The organism is Rhodococcus sp. PvP016 (genome assembly GCF_017832185.1).
In the GTDB taxonomy this organism is placed as follows: domain Bacteria; phylum Actinomycetota; class Actinomycetes; order Mycobacteriales; family Mycobacteriaceae; genus Rhodococcoides.
Genome location: NZ_JAFIBH010000001.1, coordinates 2,283,610 through 2,302,478 on the forward strand (window position 1 = coordinate 2,283,610; position 18,869 = coordinate 2,302,478).

Genomic DNA, 18,869 nt, shown 5'->3' on the forward strand with positions numbered 1-18,869 from the left:
ATCGGCGTCAGGACCGAGCGTGACCGTCGGTGGCCATCCCGCGGTGCATCACCCGGTCGCCCACCACTCCGCTGTGGTCGGCCCGATGCATGACGCACCGGTTGTCCCACAGCACGACGTCGCCCGGCTGCCACGTGTGCCGGTGCACGTTGTCCTCGGCCGTGGAGTGGTCGTACAGGAATCGGACGGTCTCGGCCGTCTCGTCGGGCGACATCCCGCTGATCGACGCGCATCGCGCGGGAGTCGACAGGTAGAGCGAGCGCCGTCCGCTGATCGGGTGGGTCGCCACGAGCGGGTGTACCGCGGACGATTCGGCATCGTCGGCGAGATCGAGACCGGTCACGACGTGCGTGAGCGTGCGATCGACGAGCTCGTCGCGGAGGTCGTCGGGCAGTGTGTCCCACGCGCGGTACTGGTTGCTGAAGACGGTCTGCCCTCCCTCCGACGGCACGGTGACTGCACGGAGCGAGGTGTACGCCGGCGGCTGTGCCACGTAGCTCGTGTCCACGTGGAAGGTGGAGCGCGGCGTCGTCGTCCGACCGACGTTGCTGATGACGTTGAGATCCGGGTGCCCGGGGACCGGTGTCTCGCCTTCGGTGAAGACGATGTCGCCGAACGCGCGGAGGAACTCGGTGAAGCGGGCGTCGTCGAGCGTCTGTCCGCGAAAGACGACGACGCCGTGTTCCGCTGCGAGACGGCGGGTCTCGGCGATTCCCGCGGCGTCGAGGTCCTCGACCCGGACGTCCTCGACGAGTGCGCCGACGGGTTCGAGGGTGGTGTGCCGCATCATCGTGCTCCTTCGATCGAGAGTTCGCGCAGTCCTGCGGCGAACAGGTCCGCGAGAGTGATGCCGGCGGCCGCGGCCATCACCGCGACCACACTGCCCTGCGCGTAGGAGCAGTAGAGACCGGCCTCGAGGAACCACGGCCGACCGTCGGGGTCCACGCGAAAGTCGAAGAGGCTGTAGTGCCGACATCCCAACGCCCGGTGGCACTCGAGGGCCATCGCGTGAACCCGCTCCGTGATCGGATCGTCCTCCGGGACGATCCACGCCTTCGTGGCGTTCTTGGCCACCAGGTACAGCGCCCCGTCCTCGTCGCGGGACAACTTGTCCTCGCGTGTGCGGATCGGGCGACTGTCCGCGTCCACGGCGTATTCCTCGAGCGGCAGGCACACCGGTTCACCGTCCACGACGACGATGCCGCAGCGCACCTCACGCCCCAACTCGACGTAGCGTTCCACCAGCACCCGGCGGGAGAACCGCGCAGCGTCCGCGAGCGCGTCGGTGTACTCGTCCGGGGTACGCGCCAGCGCCACCCCGACCGAGTTGTCGGAGTCCACCGGCTTGACGACCGCCGGTAACGAGACGGGCGACCCCGTGCCGGAACGCGGTGCGTCCGTGGGCACGACGACGACGTGGCCCTCCGGCACCGGAACCCCCGCCGCGGCAACCACCGCTCGGGTCAGCGCCTTGTCCGCCGCGACGGCCATCACGTCGGCGGTGTTGCCCAGCAGAGCCAGACCCGCGACGTCGACCAGAGCACGGTAGGACGTCATGCCGGGCAGGCAGAACATCTGGGGCACGACGACGTCGACCCCGAGAGCCTCGATGTGGTGCAGCGCGTCCGCGAGCGTCAGCGGCGGAGCCGCCGCCACGGCGTCGTCGGTGAGATCGACCGGGAACCGCCACGTGCGGTCGGGCGAGACCAGTGCGACGTGGAACTCGTACCGTGCGGGATCGGCGAGCGCGGTCAGCGCGTCCGATGCGTACACCCGCGACAGGTCCGAGTGGAACTCGTCCTCGGCGGATCCCGCGAGGTGGAGCACGGTCACTCGTGCGGTCGGGTGGGCCGGAGCCGTGTCGTCAGTCACCGCCGGCCTCCACGAGTTTGCCGATGTTGAAGTCGATGCGGCTCCACGAGCGGCCGGCGCGAAGGTTCGACCAGATCAGCGACGGCATGTGGAGGTGGTGAAGCATGAAGTACGGCAACGGATCCCACCGCGTGAACACCGCGTCCTTCCCGGTGGCGATGGTCCGCGCGCGGGCGAGGCGGCCCGGCTGGGTGAGCAGCCGCCAGATCTCGTGGTAGATCCAGTATGTCGGCCGGGCGGACGGGAGCGGCGTGATGACGGGGTGTCCGTCGTCGAGGTACGCGGCCGCGACGTCCGGGTGATCGTGGAACATCGTGATGGCCGAATGCGTGCGTGGATTGCACTCGATGGCGTACGCGTGGCCGTCCGCCGCCTCGATGAAGTCGAAGGAGACCTGGCCCGTGAGTCCGAGCTCGCCGACGAAATGCTCCACCCACGACCGGATCTCGGGCTTGTCCACCATGGCGTAGTTGATCTGGAACGCCGACGACTCGCAGCACCCGTACACCTGCACGCGGCCGTTGCGGACCGTCGAGTGGGTGCAGTACTCCTGCCCGGTGACGAATTCCTGCATGATCCACGGATCCTCGTCCGAGATGTCGAGCCGGGAGACGAACGCGGCGTTCGCCGCGCGGTCCCGCCCCGTCAACGGCGTGAGGTCCATACGGCCCACCGGGTTGTACGCGATGCGCTTGAGGATGTACGTACGGCCGTCGGGGAAGTCGAAGTCCTCGACCTGTCGACGGTCGGTGACGAGGTGTGATTCCGGCACGCGCAGACCGAGCGACTCCGCGACCTCCGAGAACTGCACCTTGTCGTCGAGCATGCGCACGGTCGCCGGGTCGACGTGGACCACGTCGCACCGCCCGTCGAGCAGTCGACCGACCTCGGCGTCCGGCACGCTGGACGCCGGACTCGACACGGGCACGAACACGTCCGCTCGCTCGCTCAACACGATGTCGGCGATCGCGCGCGCATATCCGGGTTCCGACGCCTCCGGGACGGTGTGGAACACGTCCACAGCCCGGGAGAACCGATGCGCGGTGTACCGGTACTTTGCCGATTCGACCAGCACCACCCGGTGACCGGCGCCGTGGAACGATCTCGCGAGTTGCAGCGCCTTGGTCATCTTGCCGCCGTTGATCACGACCGTCCTGCGCTGTGCGGCAGGCGAACCGGGTGCTGTGCGCGGTCGGGCGAGTGCCGCCAGGACGGGCACGAGGTCGAGCGGGGCGGTCACGAGCGAGCCGACGAGGACCGCCAGGGACCGACCGGCGCTCGTCACGACGCGCTCGATCGACGAATGAGCGTCAGTCCGTCCCGCAGCGGGACCAGAACCTGCTCGACACGGGGGTCCGCCGCCACGGCGCGATTGAACGCCGCGATGGCGGAACCGTTGTCCGACATGGCCGTATCGAGGTACGGCTCGGCCTGCAGGAGTGTGTTGTCGACGGCGACCACGGCGTCCGGCGTCAGCAGCTCGGAGTCGAGAAGCGTCGTCAGGTATCCGAGGTACCCGGCCTTGTCGGCGTCGATGAAGACCAGGTCGAATCGGCGTCCCTCGTCGGCGAGACGGGTGAGGGATTCCGACGCAGGACCGACGAGGATCTCGATCATCTCGCCTGCCGGCGACGCGTCGAAGCATTGTCGGGCGAACGCCGCGACGGGCTCGTCCAGTTCACAAGCGACGACGGTGCCGCCGGGCGGAAGCGCCTCGGCCATGGCGAGTGCCGAGTATCCCGTGAACATGCCGATCTCGAGAACCGACGAGGCGCGGGTCATCCGGACCAGGAAGTCGAGGAAACGGCCCTCGACGTGGCCGGACAGCATCTCCTGCTCGAGCGTGCTGCCGGACCATTCCGCGGATCGCGTGCGTGCGGCCAGATCCGCGAGAGCGGGAGATTCCGGGGTGGTGCACTCGTCGAGGTACGGGTCGAGCCCCGCGATCACGTCACGCGCACGTCGAGCGCGGCCGAGGACGGCTGCCGGGACCCCGAGGTCGTCGAGGTCCCGGCACAGCTCCGTCAGCTCGGCCGCGGCGATGGTGGTCGGTGTGACCGGCCGTGCATCACTCATCGTGCGACGAACCGACCGCGACCTCCGGTTGCGGCGCGGTGAACATGTCCACGCCGTCGCCGTCGCGGTCGTGCTCGAGGCAGATCTTCTTGTGCAGGGTGAGCGTGTCCGACAGTTCGTCGACGGTCACGTCGTTCAGGAACTCGCAGGACCCGATGGGCGCCGGCACAGCCGCGCGGAGAATCCCGTCTCGGGTCTTGAGGATGGACGACGTGGCCTCGGCGAGCAGGTCGGCCGTCAGGTAGGAGCTGTCGAGCGCGAGCCCGATCCCGCTCATGACGCCGAGCACGCGGTCGCGGTCGTCGGCCGTGATGTGGCCGCGCTGTTCCGCGAGGGTGGTGGACAGCGCCATGTCGATGTTGATGGCGTGTCCGTGGAAGAACGGCGCGGGCGGGGTGAGCTCGAGCGTCGGACTCCAGGTGTGGCCGAAAGCGATCACGCGATCGAGGTCGATCTCGTGGAGATTGGGCGCTTCCAGCTCCAGCATGGTCGCGATGGCCTTGTAGGTGAGGCGGTCGGCGATCCCGCGCAGTTCCGCGGTGCCGTCGAGGTGACCGAATCGCGTCGCCAGCAGCTCCGGGCCGTGCTTCTCGAGCATCTCGAAGATCTCGAGGTTGCCCACGACGGAGATCTTGATGAGCTCCGCCATGCCGTTGCGGACCTGGTCCTCCGGCAGGGTGCCCAGGAAGCTGAAGTCCAGCAACACCTTCTGCGAGGCGTGGTACGCGCCGAGACGGTTCTTGTGCTTGCCGTAGTTGACGGCGACCTTGATGCTGACGCTGGCGTCGATGAGACCGATCAGCGTCGTGGGGATGCGGATGTACGGCGTGTTCCGGCGGTAGCTGGCGCACGCGAAGCCGGCGACGTCCGTCGTGAGTCCGCCGCCGACGACCAGGACGGGTTCGGTGCGTACCAGGCCGAAGCGATCGAATTCGCCCACGATCCGTTCGAAGGTCTCGATCGACTTCGCCGTCTCGCGGATCTGCACCGGGACGATGGTCAGCGCGATCTCGTGGTGGCGGAAATAGGTGTGGATCGCGTCGCCGTACAGCGCGAGAACGCTGTCGTCCACCACCATCAGAGCGCGGCCGTACGGTCGGTAGCTGTCCGAGAGCTCGGTGTTCGCGATGTCGAAGACGCCGTCGACGTACACGAGGTCGTACTCGATCTTCTCGTATCCCTCGACGTGGAAGGTGCGATCGTCTGCGGTGACACGTGCCTGGAGGTTGCTCACTACTTCTCTCCCGAGGAAAACGGTTCGCGAGCATCGCGCTCGACGGGGGAACCGGGGTTGACGTGGATGTGGCTCGACAGGGTGTGGAGTCGACTGGTGAGGGTCATGGTCGAGCCGTCACCAGAGATTCGATGCGAGCGGGGTCGAGGGATTCGACCGTCTCCGATGCCGAGGAGAAATCGCTGCCGGCCGTGTTCTCGTTCGGGAACGCGACGCAGGTGATGTCGGCTGCCGCTGCGGCAGCGACGCCACCGGCGTTGTCCTCGATCGCGACGCAGGAGGACGGCTGTTCGCCCAGCTTGTCGAGGGCGAAGGCGTAGGACGCGGGGTCGGGCTTACCCTGCTCGACGTCGTCCGCGTCGACGAGGACGTCGAACGAGTCGCGGGAGACCTGCGGCGACAGTGCCTCGAGCACCGCGCTGACGTTCTCTTTCGAGGTGGTCGTGACGAAACCGAGCTTGGCACCCGACTTCTTCGCCGCGGCGATGGTGTCCACGACGCCGGGTCGCGGGCTCACACCGGCCGAGGAGAGGAGTGACCGGAAGATCTCCGACTTCGTCGCGTGCACCGCGGAGGCATCGACCTCGACACCCTTGGACGCCGCGTAGTCCTCGATCCGGTTCGCGCCGCCATTGGACCCGAGCATGGACCGGTAATCGTCGCGTGACCAGTTCCAGTCGAGCCCGTGCGAGGAGAACGCTTCGTTGAAGGCGCGTCGCTGGAGCTCGGACGTGTCGGCGAGTGTACTGATGGAGCCGAAGAGGATGGCAGACATCGGTGTCCTTCCGTGGACCGGCCCGACGCTGTGGTGCGCCGAGGCCCGAGGCGACGGAAGACCCGTCGCGAATGATGGTGGGGGAGTTCGCGGTCGAAATGCCGTGCATGAAGCTGGTCCAACAGTACAGTAGTGAACATTTAGTTCAATAGGTCTGTACTCGAAAATCGCGTAACTTCAACCCCCGAACTTCGATGCTCGAACTTCGATGCTCGAACTTCGATGCTCGAACGTCGATGCCCGAACTTCGATGAACCAGTCGACCGAGGAGGTGAGTGACGAAATGAGTGATACCCCGTCGGGCGAGAACGGAATCGGAATCGAGCCCGACGCCGTGGCAGAGGACGCCCGCGTCGCTCGCACTCGCGCGGACGTCTCGCGCGCCGCGCTCGAGGTGCTGACGGGCGAGGGGTGGGAGGCGGTGACCCATGCCCACGTCGCACGGGTGGCCGGTTACTCCAAGACCACGCTGTACACCCACTGGCCGTCCCGCTCCGACCTGCTCACCATGGCACTCGAGGCGATCGGCGACATGCCGCATCACGACCTGGTCGGCGACGTCCGCACGGACCTGATCGGTGAGCTGCGGATGCTCCGCGACGCCATCGCCACGCAGCGCCTCGATCGCGTGCTCATGGCGATGGCCCAGTGGGGGGCCACCGTCGCCGAGATCGGCCGAGTGCGCCGCCGCATCGTCGACGACGGCGAGAAGCACACTCGGCAGATGCTCGGTGCGGTGATCCAGGGCCCGGAGCTCGAGGCGGCGGTGTCCATGCTGTCCGGCTCCGTGGTCTGCCCGACGCTGATGTACGGGACCCTGCCCGACGACGCCACCATCGAGGCCGCCGTCGACATTCTCCTTCGGGGCATCGGCCGCTGACTCGACAGCCGCTGACTCAGCGGCTGCTGCGCACCAGGTCGGCCAGGGACTGCCGCGACTGCGAGGACTCGGCCAGTGCCGCCGTCAGTTCCTCCCATGCGCGCTGGACGCGGAGTTCGTCGCGGGCGAGACGTGCGCGGGCGCGAGCCACGCGCCGGTGTTCGGCGTTGCGGGTGAAGGTCGCGTGTTCCTGCCGTCGGACGAGCAGGAACACGTCGGGATCGGTGGGATACATGCGTGCGTCCTCGTGTCGTGGTCGGTTCGGTGTCGGCCGGCCTCCGGCCTTGTCGAATGTCGCACCACTGAAACACCCGAGGGGGGACCGCGTCGACCGAATTATTCGGGCTCGGCCGCACCGACGACCGCAGCGAGGAACCGTGCGGTCCCGTGAACGAGATCGGTTCTGTCCGCGCGGTATCCGTCCATGAGCCACGTCATGGCGGTGTGACTGATGCCGCCGACAGCGGCGGTGGCCAACCTGTCGAGGGAACTGCCGACGGGGATGTTCGGCGTGTGGCGACCGAGGAGCCCCACCATCAGCTCGCCGAATCCGTGCATCGTGTCGAGATACGTGCGGTCCACACGAGGACTCACCCCGAGCACCTCGAGCCACACGATCCGCGCGAGCTCGCGGTCCTCCACGGCTCGGAAGAAGCCGTCGAGCCCACGAAGCGACAGCGTCGACGCGTCCGTTCCGGCGGGCAGGTCGTCGACCGCCGCCATGGTGGATCGGGTCAGCGCGTCGATGCACTCGCGGTACACCGCGACCAGAAGATCCTCGAGGGTGGGGAACAGCTCGTAGAAGTAGCGATCGGCGACGTGCGCGTCACGACAGATGCCACGTACCGTCGATGCTCGGAAACCCACCGATCCGAAGGACGCGCGCCCCGCGTCGAGCAGTTGGCGCCGCCGACGAGCTGTGCGCTCCGCGACGCTCTCCCCACCGTAGGTTCGTGCGGGCGATGGATCGGTCACACCACCATTCAACCGGTCGACGCGAGACCACGCGCCGTTCCCCCGTCCACGGCGACGCAGTGCCCACCCGATCGCTTCGCCCGGTACATCGCGGTGTCGCCCCGGTCGACGAGTTCGGTGAGTGTGGCCGACAGGCGGTGGCGATCGTGCAGCAGGGCTGTCGTGCTCGCCATCGCCAGCCCGACACTCGCGGTGACCGCGGGCCCCGAGATCCTCTCCGCCACCGCGTCGCGGACGGCGCGGGCGGCCCGCAGCGCCGCGAGCGCGTCGTCGTACAGATCGAAGACGAGGAACTCCTCGCCGCCGTGGCGTGTGACCACGGCGGTGGATCCCGCCGCGCGCACCAGGCTGTGTCCGACGCGAATCAGCACCTCGTCGCCGACGTTGTGCCCGAGTTCGTCGTTGATCGCCTTGAATTTGTCGAGATCGAGCACGATCACGGCAGCCACGGGGTGGGCAGCGGCGGCGCGGGTGGTCGTGGAGCGCATGTCGTCGGCGAGGAGCATCAGTCGTGACTCGAGCCCCCGGCGGTTGCTGAGGCCGGTGAGCGGATCGGTCAACGACTTGTCCGCGTCGACGCGGATGAGATGCACGCCCAGTTCGATCACGAGGGGTACCACCACGCCGACAACGGTCAGCATGATCGCCTTCGCGACGGCGATGGCGAGGTCGTACTCGGGATCGAGCGCGACCTTGACGGCGAGGACCGTGATGGAGAACGCGCACCACAGGACGTGCACCAGTAACACTCGCGGCCCCAGCAGGAAGGTCGCGTAGGTCCCGAGGAGCACCAGGAGGCCGGCGCCGCTCAGACCCGCGAGCGAACTCGAGTCGAGGAAGCAGACCACGGCGATGGCGACGTCGGCGTAGACGAAGAAGACGACGGACTCGCGGAAGGACGGCCAGTGCGCGACGTTCCAGCGCACGGCCCAGCCGATTCCGACCACGATGGTCACGAGGACGACCGCGCGGTCGACGAGGCCCTGCGCCCCGGACGGCGATCCGAGCGACAGGATCGCGATGGCCGTGACGACGAGGGTGAGGCAGGAGATCAGGCCGCGCATCCATCGCGCGAGACCACGCGACTCCACGAACAGCCGCAACTGCTGCGTGTCACGCTGGGCGGACCAGCATTCCCTGAGCAGCGCGGCGAGCGTCATGCATCGGGACAGTACCCGTGACAACAGACACCAGTGGTGCTGATGACCAGTATGTGGGTCACAAACGGGGAAATTGCCGGATCAGAGGTGGCGACGTTCGAGCCTCGCGACGAGCGCCCGGATCGTGCGGTCCTTCTCCAGCACGAGATCGGACAGCGGATTCGCAATCCCTCGCATCGACGAATAGGCCCGCCACCTGCGGGGAAGCTGGATCCGTGCTGCTCGTCGCTCGATACCGTCGACCGCTCCCGCCGCGAGCACCTCGGGGGAGATGGGCGTGAGCAGGGGCGCGGGGAAGGCTCGCGCCACCAGGGCCGTCGCGATGTCGTCGGCGCCGAAGGCAACGTCTGCGATGGGGGTCGCGACCCACCCCGGGTACAGAACCCCCGCGGTCGCGCCCGTGTGGGCGAGCTCGGCGCGCAGGGCGCGACCGATCTGCTCCACCGCGGCCTTGGTCGCAGCGTACGGAGCGTTCGCCAGGCCATTGAGGTAGGCGTAGGTCGAGGACGTGATCAGCACGTGGCCGCGGGCGGTGACGATATCCGGCAGTGTCGCCCGGATCGTGTTCCACACTCCGTTCAGGTTGACCGAGACGACACGCTCGAAGACCCCGTCGGGAACAGTCGCCACGGTGTACGCGGTGTCGCCGCTCGAGATGCCCGCGTTGGCGTGCACCACGTCGATCCCGCCGAACCGATCGTGGACGGTGGCGACGGCCGTGCGGAGTTCGTCGAGAGACGTCACGTCCACGCGGAGCGCGATCGCCCGGTCGCCGAGGGAACGAGCGACGTCGTTGACAGACGGAGCGACGTCGAGCAGAGCGACCGCCGCGCCGCGGGAGACGAGTTCGCGCGCGACGGCGGATCCGATGCCGCCGCCCGCCCCCGTCACGACGGCCACGCAGCCGTCGAGGTGGAGCCGCGGTGATCTCCGGAACATGTTCCGGGTGCCAGAGGTCATGATGCTGCGACTCTCTCGTTGTCGGTCGATGCGGGCCCGGGAACCGGGCGATCACCGGCGGTAAGTGATGACAACTATCATCACACCACATCTGGTGTACTCCGGGGAACGGATCCACCCACCCATTCACCCGACGAGGGGTTCCATGCCTGACGTGTCGCTGTCCGCACCGCTGACGTTGCCCAACGGTCAGGTCCTGCCGAACCGGATCATGAAGTCCGCGCTCAGTGAGGCGCTGGGTACCCGTGACAACGCTCCGGACGAGAGACTGTCGCGTCTCTACCGCCGATGGGGCGACGGCGGCTACGGGCTCCTCGTCACCGGGAACGTCATGGTCGACCACCGGCATCTGGGTGAGCCCGGCAACGTCGCAGTCGCGGACGGCCGCGATCTGGACGCCCTCTCCCGGTGGGCGAAGACGGCGCAGGACGGTGGCAGTCCGATCTGGATGCAGATCAACCACCCCGGCCGTCAGGGCAACCCGGTGACGACGGTCGGCGGCACCCTGGCCCCGTCCGCGGTGGGCCTGGACATCCCCGGGATCCCCGCGCCCCGCGCGGCCACCGGTGCGGACATCGAGGACATCCTGTCGCGGTTCGCGACGACGGCCGCGGTGGCCGAGGAGGCGGGGTTCGACGGAGTGCAGATCCACGCCGCCCACGGCTATCTCGTCAGTCAGTTCCTCTCGCCCCTGACGAACCTGCGGACCGACGAGTGGGGCGGCGACATCGAGGGGCGCGCGCGTTTCCTGCTCGAGGTGGTGCGACGAGTACGCGCCGCCGTCTCCCCGGGCTTCGCCGTCGGCATCAAGCTCAACTCGGCGGACTTCCAGCGCGGCGGTTTCAGCGAGGACGAGTCCCGCGAGGTGGTCTCCATGATCGGTGATCTGCCGGTCGATCTCCTCGAGATCAGTGGCGGCAGCTACGAGTCGCCCGCGATGATGGGCACCGCGGTGTCGGCCAGTACGGCGTCGCGCGAGGCGTACTTCCTCGACTACGCCGTGACGGTGCGCGACCTCGCGCCGCACATCCCGCTCGCCGTGACCGGCGGGTTCCGCACGCGCGACGGAATGCTGGACGCGGTGCGGTCCGGTGCGTGTCAGATGGTGGGACTCGGCCGCCCGACCGCCGTGCTGCCCGGAGCGGCGCGGGACGTTCTCGACGGCACCGTCACCGCACTGCCCAGCCCGTCCATCTCCGTTCCGGTGCCTGCCCGCTTCGCCACCCACCGCTCCGTCCGGTCGCTGGGGGGACTGCTGGATCTACAGTGGCACACCGATCAGTTGCATCTGATGGGTGCCGGCAAGGATCCGGATCCGGCGCGGCCGGTGGCGAAGACGTTGCTGTCGTCGTTGCAGCGCAACGGGATCGACGCCTTCACCGCGGCGCGGCGAGGATCCGGTGGCGGTGCGAGCTCCCCCGTGGGGTCAGCGTTCGCGCTCGCACGCCACCGGATCCTCGATCCCGCCGTCCGGCTCGTCCGGTCACGCACCGGACGCTGATCGCCGGTCAGAGCGTCGGAATCAACCCCAGCGCCTCGAGATCACGCACGTACTTCGCGACGAGGTCGCGTGACAGGTGCGGGATGTCGTCGATGTCCGCCAGTGCCGACCCCGGTGTCGACGTGTCGCGGACCGCGGCACGGAACACCTCGGCCGGCAGCGGTGACCCGGCGGTCGGCAGGTCCGGCCGCGCGTAGGCGTGCCGCAGCGGCAGCACCGAGGCGGACCGCTGCGCCGACGGCAGGGACTCGAGTGCGTCGGAGAACTCGGCGAACCAGGTGTCGTAGTCGGCGATGCGCCGAATCGGCCTGCCGGACTCGATGATCCAGTCGACGACGGTGTCGAGAGAGATGCCGTCGTCGTGGGGATTGAGCACGTCGAAGGTCCGGTACCCCGACGTCGCGCCGCCACCGAGCTCGGTGATCGCCGCGGCGGTGAAATCGGCGGGGAGTCCGTCGTAGTGTGCGCGCGGACGTCCCGCATCGTCGACGGGTGCGCCCGTGTCCTGCCGGTAGAACGTCTCGGGAGCGATGCCGGTGGCGATCAGCGACAGCACCGTGCGGGTGAAGATGTCCGGGACGTTGAGCTGACCGGTCCACCGGGGGTGCGCCAGGATCATGTCCGAACGGAACACGGTCACGGGGAGTCCGAAGGCATCGGAGGCGTTGCGCAGCACCACTTCACCCGCCCACTTGGAGGTGCCGTACCCGTTGGCGTACGACTCGTCGAGAACGCGGACCGGACTGATCTCGCGGATGTCGCCGTCCTCGGAGAAGGACGCGACGCCCGCCGCGACGGCCACGGTGGACAGGTAGGTCACCGGCTTGAGGTGATGTGTCAGGGCGAGCCGCGCGATCTCTGCGGTGCCGATCACGTTGGGGCCGAACAACTGCTCGTACGGCAGTGCGTGATTGACCAGGGCCGCGGGATGCACGATGCGGTCGATCCGCTCGGCCAGCGACGTGTACTCCTCGACGCTCACGCCCAGGTTCGCCTCGCCCACATCGCCGACGACGACCTCGAGTGCGGCGTCGGCCAGCTCCGTCCACCGCGACCACAGGGCCGGGTCACCGGTGTCGAACGCGGTGTCGAGACGGGCACGAGCGTCCGCCGCGGTGCGTCCGCGCACGAGGCACACGACGGTGCCGCCGACCGCGGCCTGGCGTTCGAGCCACTCCAGGCACAGGAAGCGACCGAGATACCCGTTGGCGCCCGTGAGCAACACCGTCCGGGTGTCGGTGCGCACCGGTCCCACATCATCCGCGGACGAGAGGAACTCGGCGCCGAGGACTGCGCTCAGCGTCAGCTGATCGGCGCGGGCGTGAGTCGCCTGCGCTCCGTGCACCGAGGCGAAGGTCGCGGCTCCCGTGGCATCCGCGTCGCCGCGTCGCCGCTCGATGTGGGTCGCGATCGCCGCGAGATCGGACGACGGCGCGATGACGACCGTGACGGGGACGTCCACCTCGAAGATGTCCTGCAGCAGGGTGGCGAACGTCAACGCGGACAACGAGTCACCGCCGAGATCGGTGAAGTGCGCATCGGGCGAGACCTCGGTGCCGGCGCATCCCAGCAGCGCCGCGGCGGCCTCACCGACGGTCCTCAGGACGGGTGCGTCGGCGCCGCGGCGGCGCAGTTGGCTCATCTTCGCCGTCTGCCCCTCGTCGATCTCGCGGTACCTGTCCTCGAGCGCCTCGCCGTAGCGCGCCGTCAGCGCGGGACGCAGCTGCTTGTTCGCTCCCGAGAGCAACCCGTTCTCCTGCGTGAAAGGTTCCGCGGCCAGGACGATGTCGCGCGGAACCTCGTAGGACTCGAGCTGCTCCTCGCGCGCGAGCGCCTGCAGGGAGTCGAGCACGGTGGTGGTGTCGGCTCCGTCGGCGGGCACGACCACGGCGAGGAGGTAGGACCGCTCGCCGCTGCCGTGCAGATGAATTTGGTCGACGGCGTCGGCGGACGCGTAGATCGATTCGAGGCGCGAGAGGGCGACGAACTCACCCTGCGCCAGTTTCAGCACGTTCTTGCGGCGATCGACGTACACGAGATGGTCCGGCTCCGTCTCCGCGACCACGTCTCCGGTGCGGTAGAAGCCGTCCGCACTGAACATCTCGGCCGTCACGTCCGGCCGCTTGTAGTAGCCGGGTACGAGGGAATCGGTCTTGAGGAGAAGCTCACCGCGCGGGTAGGGGCGGTCGGTCACCGCGTACCCGAGCTCCGGAACGTCGTCGAGGCGGTACTCGAGCACCGGCGGCCGCTGGACGACGCCGTCGAACAACACCATGCCGGCCTCGGTGGAGCCGTAGTTGTTCTGCACTGCCGTGTCCAGGAGCTCGGAGACGAACTCGATCACCTCGGGGGAGGTCGGCGCGGTACCCACCACTGCGGAGAGGATGCGGCCACCGAGTGTGGTGGATCGCATGTCCTCGAGGACCTCGGCGCGGACGTCGTCCGCGCTCTCGCCGGTGCGATGCGCCCTGGTCTCGATGCGTCCGAGGGCCGTCTGCCGCAGCAGATCGCACACACGGGGAACCAGCATGGCCACGGTCGGCCGGGCGAGTGCGTAGTCGTCGAGAAGCGTGGACAGATCGCTCGAACTCGCGAAGTACACGATGCCGCCGGCAGCCAGGGTCGTGAACACCACTGCGCGTCCGGCGAGGTGGCTCATGGGCAGGTAGTCCAGCGTGATCGCACCGGGTCGTACGGCCGCGTCGGACTCGGTGCTCTGGTCGTACCAGTGGGACGTCGACCACAGGCGGGAGACGATGCGCTGGGTGTGGATGGCGCCCTTCGGGGTTCCGGTACTGCCGGAGGTGTAGATCAACGTGGCGATCCGGTCGGGGTCGACGGCCTCGGGACCAGCGAGCCGGGGGAGGGTGCGACCGCGTGCGATCGCTTCCCGCAGCGTCTCGATCGCGAGCACCGTGCCCGGTGCGGATCGTCGAGCCTCGGCGAGGCGGTCCACGTCGTCGTCCACACGGTCGTCGTGGTCGAGGACGACGATGCGGCGGATGCTCGGGCACGCTGCGGCCACGTCCGTGGCGGTGGACAACTGTTCGTTGTCGACGACGAGCGCGACGGGCTCGACCTCGGCGGCGATGTCGGCGAGGCGTCCGGGAGCAGCGCCGGACTGGAGGGGAACGGCGACGGCACCGGCCCGGACCGTCGCCAGTTCGGCGACGACGTAGTCGGCGCCGGCGAATCCCAGGGTCGCGACGAAGGCATCCGGAGTGGCGACGTCGCCGAGCGCGGTCGCGAGATCGAGGGCATCGGACCACAGCGATCCGTACGTGATGGTGTCCATTCGTTGCTGCAACCGACGTACCCGGCGACCGTCGTCCGCGACCTCGACGTCGTACGCCCGGCGACCCAGTGCGGGCCGGTCGGCGTAGCGATCCATGACCACCTCGACCATGGCATGCAGATCGGGCGTCAGGTCCGCCACCTGAGCCGACACCGAGGGGTCGGCGGCCGCGGCGCGCACCTCGGCATCGGTGTCGAACAGGTGTGCCGCGCGGGCGGCAACAGCGTCGGTCCGTGTGTCTCCTGATGTGATGGTGCTGGTCATGCTGTGTTTCCCCCTCTGATCGACGTCGCGCGGTCCCCGTCGCGCGGTATATCGTTACTCGAAGTAAGAGTAAGCCCTCGCGGACCTCCGGAAACGTGATGTGCGACATAGAGCGCCCGAGATGTCCGGTGCGCCAGAAACTTCCGGGTCCGCGGTGCCGCGATCGATCGAGCCTCGGCGCGGTGCGGGATACTGGGGGAGTGCCGGAGAAGATGCCGACGTCCAGGGTGGCCCGGGGCGCCGAGGTGGGTCGCCTCGTCGCGGGTCGCACGGCGCGCAACGCCACCATGCGAGTACGCATGGCGGGTCGCACCGAGGAATTACGTGCCGCACTCACGGCGAAGGAGGCCGTCCGCTCGGCCGAACGGCTGGTGACCGTCCTGGGCGGTCTCCGCGGAGCGGCCATGAAGCTGGGCCAGATGCTGTCGATGCTGGACCTGTCGTTCGTCCCCGACGAGCACCGCGACGAGTTCCACCGCAAGCTCGCCGAGTTGCAGAGCCGCGCACCCACCGTCTCGTTCGATGACGTGCGCACCGTGATCGAGGCGGACCTGGGCGAGTCGATCGAGTCGCTCTACGCCGAGTTCGACGAGAGCCCGTTCGCCGCCGCGTCGATCGGCCAGGTGCATCGCGCCCGCTTGCACGACGGCCGGGAGGTGGCCGTCAAGGTGAAGTACCCCGGTATCGACGACGCGGTGCGGGCCGACCTGAAGAATCTGTCGTTCTACGTCAAGCTGTTGCCGGCGTCGATCCCCATGCTGTCTTCGCGTGCCGTCGTCGACGAGTTGCGCCGAAACCTCGAGGCGGAACTGGACTACCCGGCGGAGGAGCGGACGCAGCGCCGCGTCGCGGCACTGTATCGGGAGCACCCGCACTTCTTCATTCCGGACACCGTGCCGGAGCGGTGCGGCGCGGCGGTCCTGACGACCGAGTTCGTCGACGCGGTGCCGTTCGACGAGATCCGGGTGATGTCGTCGGAGGTGCGAGACCGGGTGGGTGAGACGGTGTTCCGCTTCTACATCGGGTCTCTGCACACGCTCGGCGAGTTCTGCGGTGACCCCCATCCGGGCAATGTCCTGCTGGCTCGGGACGGGCGGGTCACCTTCGTCGACTTCGGTCTGTACCTGCGGATGAGTCCGGCGGACGTGCGTTTCGAGAGAGAGTGCCTGCGAGCGGCGATCGAGGGGCGCGGAGACGATCTACTCACCGCCATGTCCGCGCGGGGGATTCTCGACCCCGGCGCCGCCGTGACGGCGAGCGATTGTCTCGACTATGTCTGCGCAGCAGCGGAACTCAGCCTGAACGACGGGTCGGTCACCGTGACGCCCGAGATGGCGGGGGCGTGTTTCGTCCTTGCCGTCGACCCCCGATCGGGCAGCTTCGGCACCATGACCAAGCAGTGGCTGCCGCCCGAGCACGTCTTCTCCCGTCGCGCCGACTTCCTGACGTTCGGCATCCTGGGGCAACTCCGTGCCACCGCGAACTGGGGGCGGATCGCGCGCGAGTGGTTGTACGACGAACCGCCGAGCACCGCCATGGGTGCGGACATCGCGGCATGGCAGCCCCCGCCCGCATGACAGAACGCAATCCCCCTCGGCGGCGGTGCGACATCCGGTGCCGTGGTGATGCGGGCCACAGGAGCGTCGAGAACGTTGACGTGGGTAAGGATCGGTGCCTAGTTTAAAACAGCTGTTTCAAACTAGCTGAGAAGAGACTCGCCTCATGTCCTCACCCATCGCTGCCACGGCCGAGACGGAGGAGACCGGAACCGGACGCATCGTCGCGGTACTGGCCTTCGCCGGCATCACGGTCGCCTTGATGCAGACACTGATCATCCCGCTGGTTCCCCAGCTCCCCGGTCTGGTGAACGCCTCGGCGGCGAACACCGCGTGGGCCATCACGGCCACCCTGCTGGCGGGTGCGGTCGCCGTTCCCGTGACCGGCCGACTCGGCGACATGGTGGGCAAGCGGCGCATGCTGCTGGTGAGCCTGGCGCTGCTCGTCGCCGGATCGGTGGTCGGTGCCCTCGCGAACAGCCTCGTGCCCCTCGTCGTGGGACGGGCACTGCAGGGTCTCGCCGCCGGTGTGATTCCCCTCGGCATCAGCGTGATGCGGGACGTGTTGCCTCGCCACAAGCTTCCCGGCTCGATCGCGCTGATGAGTGCGTCGCTCGGAGTCGGCGGAGCGCTGGGTCTTCCGGCCGCGGCGATCATCGCCGAGTACGCGGACTGGCACTTCCTGTTCTGGACGGCGGCTGCGCTCGGCGCGCTGGTGGCGGTCGCGGTCGTCGTCGTCGTCCCCGAGTCGGCGGTGCGCACCGGCGGCACGTTCGACATCGGCGGAGCGCTCACGCTGTCGGTCGCCCTGGTGACCCTGCTGCTGGGGATCTCGAAGGGTTCCGACTGGGGGTGGAGCAGCGCGTCGATCCTCGGCCTGTTGCTGGTGTCCGTCCTCGCGTTCGCGGCGTGGATCGTGTGGGAACTGCGCACTCCCCAGCCACTGGTGGACCTGCGGGTCTCGCTGCGGCGGCAGGTGCTGTTCACCAACGCCGCGTCGATCATGCTCGGTTTCGCGATGTTCGCGCTCAGTCTCGTTCTGCCGCAGATCCTTCAGCTGCCCGCCGCGACCGGTGTCGGTCTGGGACAGTCGATCCTCGTCGCGGGCCTGGTGATGGCGCCGTCCGGACTGATCATGATGGCCGTCGCGCCGGTGTCCTCCCGTATCACCACCACGCGCGGACCGAAGACCACGCTCATGGCCGGCGCGGCCACGGTCGCCGTCGGCTACCTGCTGGGCATCGTGATGATGGGCGCGGTGTGGCAGCTGATCGTGGTCTCTCTCGTCATCGGTGCAGGCATCGGACTGGCGTACGGAGCGATGCCCGCCCTGATCATGTCGGCGGTGCCCGCCTCCGAGACGGCGGCAGCCAACAGCTTCAACACGCTGATGCGATCCCTCGGAACGTCGTTCGCCAGTGCGGTCGCGGGCGTCGTCCTCGCGTCGATGACCGTGTCGTTCGGATCCACCGCGGTGCCGACCGAGGCCGCGTTCCGGGTCACCATGGCCGTCGCTGCCGGCGCGGCGATTCTCTCGGTCGTGCTCGCCTCCTTCCTTCCGCGTCACCAGGGCGGCGAGGGGGAGGCGTCCGAGGTCGTCGGAGGCTCCGTCATCGACCGGGCCACCGAGACGGTGGAATGAGCCAGGCCCGGTCGACGCGAGCGCCGTCCGCGCGGTCCGAGGCGACGCGCGAGGCGATCCTGGGTGCCGCCGAGCGGCTGTACGCGGAGAACGGTGTCGTGGCGGTGTCGAATCGTCAGGTCGGCGACGCGGCAGGGCAGAGCAACAGCGCCGTGGTCGGCTATCACTTCGGCAGCAAGGAGGACCTCGTCCGCGCGATCGTCGTCCGTCGGACGGGCGGAGTCGAACGGATCCGATCCGGCCACGTCGCGGCGATCGGGGAGGGTGCCGATCTGCGAGCGTGGGTGTCGGCCCTGGTCCTGCCGTCGACGCAGTACTTCGCCGAGCTCGGCGCCCCCACCTGGTACGCGCGATTCGCCTCCCAGGTCATGACGGATCCGGTGCTGCGGCCGATCCTGGTGGACGAGGCACTGTCGTCGGCGACACTGCGAGAGACGCTCACCGGTATCACCTCGTGTCTGCCCCCGATTCCTGCCGACGTCCGCTCGGCCAGAGGAGCCATGGCGCGCACTCTGCTGACGCACGTGATGGCCGAACGAGAGGCGGAGTTCGCCGCGTCGGGCGCCGATCCGACGCCGTACTGGACCGCGTGCGGCATCGACCTCGTCGACGCGATCGTGGGGATCTGGTCCGCTCCCGTCTCCCGCTGACGTCGCGACGCGTCGTCAGCGGGCTCGCC

General features: G+C 68.6%; 16 protein-coding genes. 5 read left to right on the forward strand and 11 right to left on the reverse strand.

What is annotated here, in order from left to right:
* Positions 1-7 precede the first annotated feature (7 nt).
* The 6 genes from JOE30_RS10735 to JOE30_RS10760 all read right to left on the reverse strand — a co-directional run bounded on the left by JOE30_RS10735 (position 8) and on the right by JOE30_RS10760 (position 5,957).
* Complete coding sequence (locus JOE30_RS10735; RefSeq protein WP_239532351.1) at positions 8-790, reverse strand: TauD/TfdA family dioxygenase; 783 nt, start codon at positions 788-790, stop codon at positions 8-10.
* Positions 787-1,872, reverse strand: a complete 1,086-nt coding sequence (locus JOE30_RS10740; RefSeq protein ID WP_307806137.1) for a D-alanine--D-alanine ligase — start codon at positions 1,870-1,872, stop codon at positions 787-789. The genes JOE30_RS10735 and JOE30_RS10740 overlap by 4 nt, the downstream gene beginning before the upstream one ends.
* The gene (locus tag JOE30_RS10745; RefSeq protein ID WP_204866593.1) at positions 1,865-3,157 is read right to left on the reverse strand and encodes an ATP-grasp enzyme; all 1,293 of its coding nucleotides are present in this window, start codon (positions 3,155-3,157) and stop codon (positions 1,865-1,867) included. The genes JOE30_RS10740 and JOE30_RS10745 overlap by 8 nt, the downstream gene beginning before the upstream one ends.
* Positions 3,154-3,948 carry an O-methyltransferase gene (locus JOE30_RS10750; RefSeq protein WP_204866595.1) on the reverse strand — a complete coding sequence of 265 codons (795 nt, stop codon included), beginning with the start codon at positions 3,946-3,948 and terminating at the stop codon, positions 3,154-3,156. The genes JOE30_RS10745 and JOE30_RS10750 overlap by 4 nt, the downstream gene beginning before the upstream one ends.
* Complete coding sequence (locus JOE30_RS10755; RefSeq protein WP_204866597.1) at positions 3,941-5,182, reverse strand: sedoheptulose 7-phosphate cyclase; 1,242 nt, start codon at positions 5,180-5,182, stop codon at positions 3,941-3,943. Before JOE30_RS10755 ends, JOE30_RS10750 begins: the two co-directional genes overlap by 8 nt.
* Before the next feature lie 103 nt (positions 5,183-5,285).
* Positions 5,286-5,957 (reverse strand): HAD-IA family hydrolase, encoded by a 672-nt coding sequence (locus tag JOE30_RS10760; protein ID WP_204866599.1) that lies wholly within the window; start codon positions 5,955-5,957, stop codon positions 5,286-5,288.
* Between the two features lie 283 nt (positions 5,958-6,240).
* Between JOE30_RS10760 and JOE30_RS10765 the strand changes: the two genes are divergently transcribed.
* The gene (locus tag JOE30_RS10765) at positions 6,241-6,837 is read left to right on the forward strand and encodes a TetR/AcrR family transcriptional regulator (RefSeq protein ID WP_204866601.1); all 597 of its coding nucleotides are present in this window, start codon (positions 6,241-6,243) and stop codon (positions 6,835-6,837) included.
* A 16-nt stretch (positions 6,838-6,853) separates the two neighbouring features.
* Here the strand turns inward: JOE30_RS10765 and JOE30_RS10770 are convergent, their stop codons facing one another.
* The 4 genes from JOE30_RS10770 to JOE30_RS10785 form a co-directional block, all read right to left on the reverse strand.
* On the reverse strand, positions 6,854-7,072 hold the full coding sequence (locus tag JOE30_RS10770) for a hypothetical protein (RefSeq protein WP_204866603.1): 219 nt from the start codon (positions 7,070-7,072) through the stop codon (positions 6,854-6,856).
* 101 nt (positions 7,073-7,173) lie between these two features.
* Complete coding sequence (locus tag JOE30_RS10775) at positions 7,174-7,812, reverse strand: TetR/AcrR family transcriptional regulator (protein ID WP_204866604.1); 639 nt, start codon at positions 7,810-7,812, stop codon at positions 7,174-7,176.
* A gap of 8 nt (positions 7,813-7,820) precedes the next feature.
* Positions 7,821-8,972, reverse strand: a complete 1,152-nt coding sequence (locus JOE30_RS10780) for a diguanylate cyclase (protein WP_204866607.1) — start codon at positions 8,970-8,972, stop codon at positions 7,821-7,823.
* Positions 8,973-9,053: 81 nt separating this feature from the next.
* A complete protein-coding gene (locus JOE30_RS10785) occupies positions 9,054-9,932 on the reverse strand; it encodes an SDR family NAD(P)-dependent oxidoreductase (protein ID WP_239532353.1) in 879 nt (292 codons plus the stop codon).
* 145 nt (positions 9,933-10,077) lie between these two features.
* On the opposite strand from JOE30_RS10785, the gene JOE30_RS10790 reads away from it, so the two are divergent.
* Positions 10,078-11,433, forward strand: a complete 1,356-nt coding sequence (locus tag JOE30_RS10790) for an NADH:flavin oxidoreductase/NADH oxidase family protein (protein WP_204866609.1) — start codon at positions 10,078-10,080, stop codon at positions 11,431-11,433.
* 7 nt (positions 11,434-11,440) lie between these two features.
* Here JOE30_RS10790 and car read toward each other — a convergent pair whose 3' ends face one another.
* A complete protein-coding gene (gene car, locus JOE30_RS10795) occupies positions 11,441-14,992 on the reverse strand; it encodes a carboxylic acid reductase (protein ID WP_204866615.1) in 3,552 nt (1,183 codons plus the stop codon).
* 200 nt (positions 14,993-15,192) lie between these two features.
* On the opposite strand from car, the gene JOE30_RS10800 reads away from it, so the two are divergent.
* The 3 genes from JOE30_RS10800 (at position 15,193) to JOE30_RS10810 (ending at position 18,840) form a co-directional block, all read left to right on the forward strand.
* Entirely contained in the window at positions 15,193-16,569 is a 1,377-nt protein-coding gene (locus JOE30_RS10800) for an AarF/ABC1/UbiB kinase family protein (protein ID WP_204866616.1), read from the forward strand.
* Between the two features lie 145 nt (positions 16,570-16,714).
* Positions 16,715-18,190 carry an MFS transporter gene (locus JOE30_RS10805; RefSeq protein WP_204866617.1) on the forward strand — a complete coding sequence of 492 codons (1,476 nt, stop codon included), beginning with the start codon at positions 16,715-16,717 and terminating at the stop codon, positions 18,188-18,190.
* Entirely contained in the window at positions 18,187-18,840 is a 654-nt protein-coding gene (locus tag JOE30_RS10810; protein ID WP_204866618.1) for a TetR/AcrR family transcriptional regulator, read from the forward strand. Before JOE30_RS10805 ends, JOE30_RS10810 begins: the two co-directional genes overlap by 4 nt.
* Positions 18,841-18,869: the final 29 nt, after the last annotated feature.

Excerpts from the sequence above, each read along its gene's own strand:
- JOE30_RS10735 (WP_239532351.1), bottom strand. The coding sequence starts at position 790 with ATGATGCGGCACACCACCCTCGAACCCGTCGGCGCACTCGTCGAGGAC.
- JOE30_RS10750 (WP_204866595.1), bottom strand. The coding sequence starts at position 3,948 with ATGAGTGATGCACGGCCGGTCACACCGACCACCATCGCCGCGGCCGAG.
- JOE30_RS10760 (WP_204866599.1), bottom strand. The coding sequence starts at position 5,957 with ATGTCTGCCATCCTCTTCGGCTCCATCAGTACACTCGCCGACACGTCC.
- JOE30_RS10765 (WP_204866601.1), top strand. The coding sequence starts at position 6,241 with ATGAGTGATACCCCGTCGGGCGAGAACGGAATCGGAATCGAGCCCGAC.
- JOE30_RS10770 (WP_204866603.1), bottom strand. The coding sequence starts at position 7,072 with ATGTATCCCACCGATCCCGACGTGTTCCTGCTCGTCCGACGGCAGGAA.
- JOE30_RS10780 (WP_204866607.1), bottom strand. The coding sequence starts at position 8,972 with ATGACGCTCGCCGCGCTGCTCAGGGAATGCTGGTCCGCCCAGCGTGAC.
- JOE30_RS10785 (WP_239532353.1), bottom strand. The coding sequence starts at position 9,932 with ATGACCTCTGGCACCCGGAACATGTTCCGGAGATCACCGCGGCTCCAC.
- JOE30_RS10790 (WP_204866609.1), top strand. The coding sequence starts at position 10,078 with ATGCCTGACGTGTCGCTGTCCGCACCGCTGACGTTGCCCAACGGTCAG.
- car (WP_204866615.1), bottom strand. The coding sequence starts at position 14,992 with ATGACCAGCACCATCACATCAGGAGACACACGGACCGACGCTGTTGCC.
- JOE30_RS10805 (WP_204866617.1), top strand. The coding sequence starts at position 16,715 with ATGTCCTCACCCATCGCTGCCACGGCCGAGACGGAGGAGACCGGAACC.
- JOE30_RS10810 (WP_204866618.1), top strand. The coding sequence starts at position 18,187 with ATGAGCCAGGCCCGGTCGACGCGAGCGCCGTCCGCGCGGTCCGAGGCG.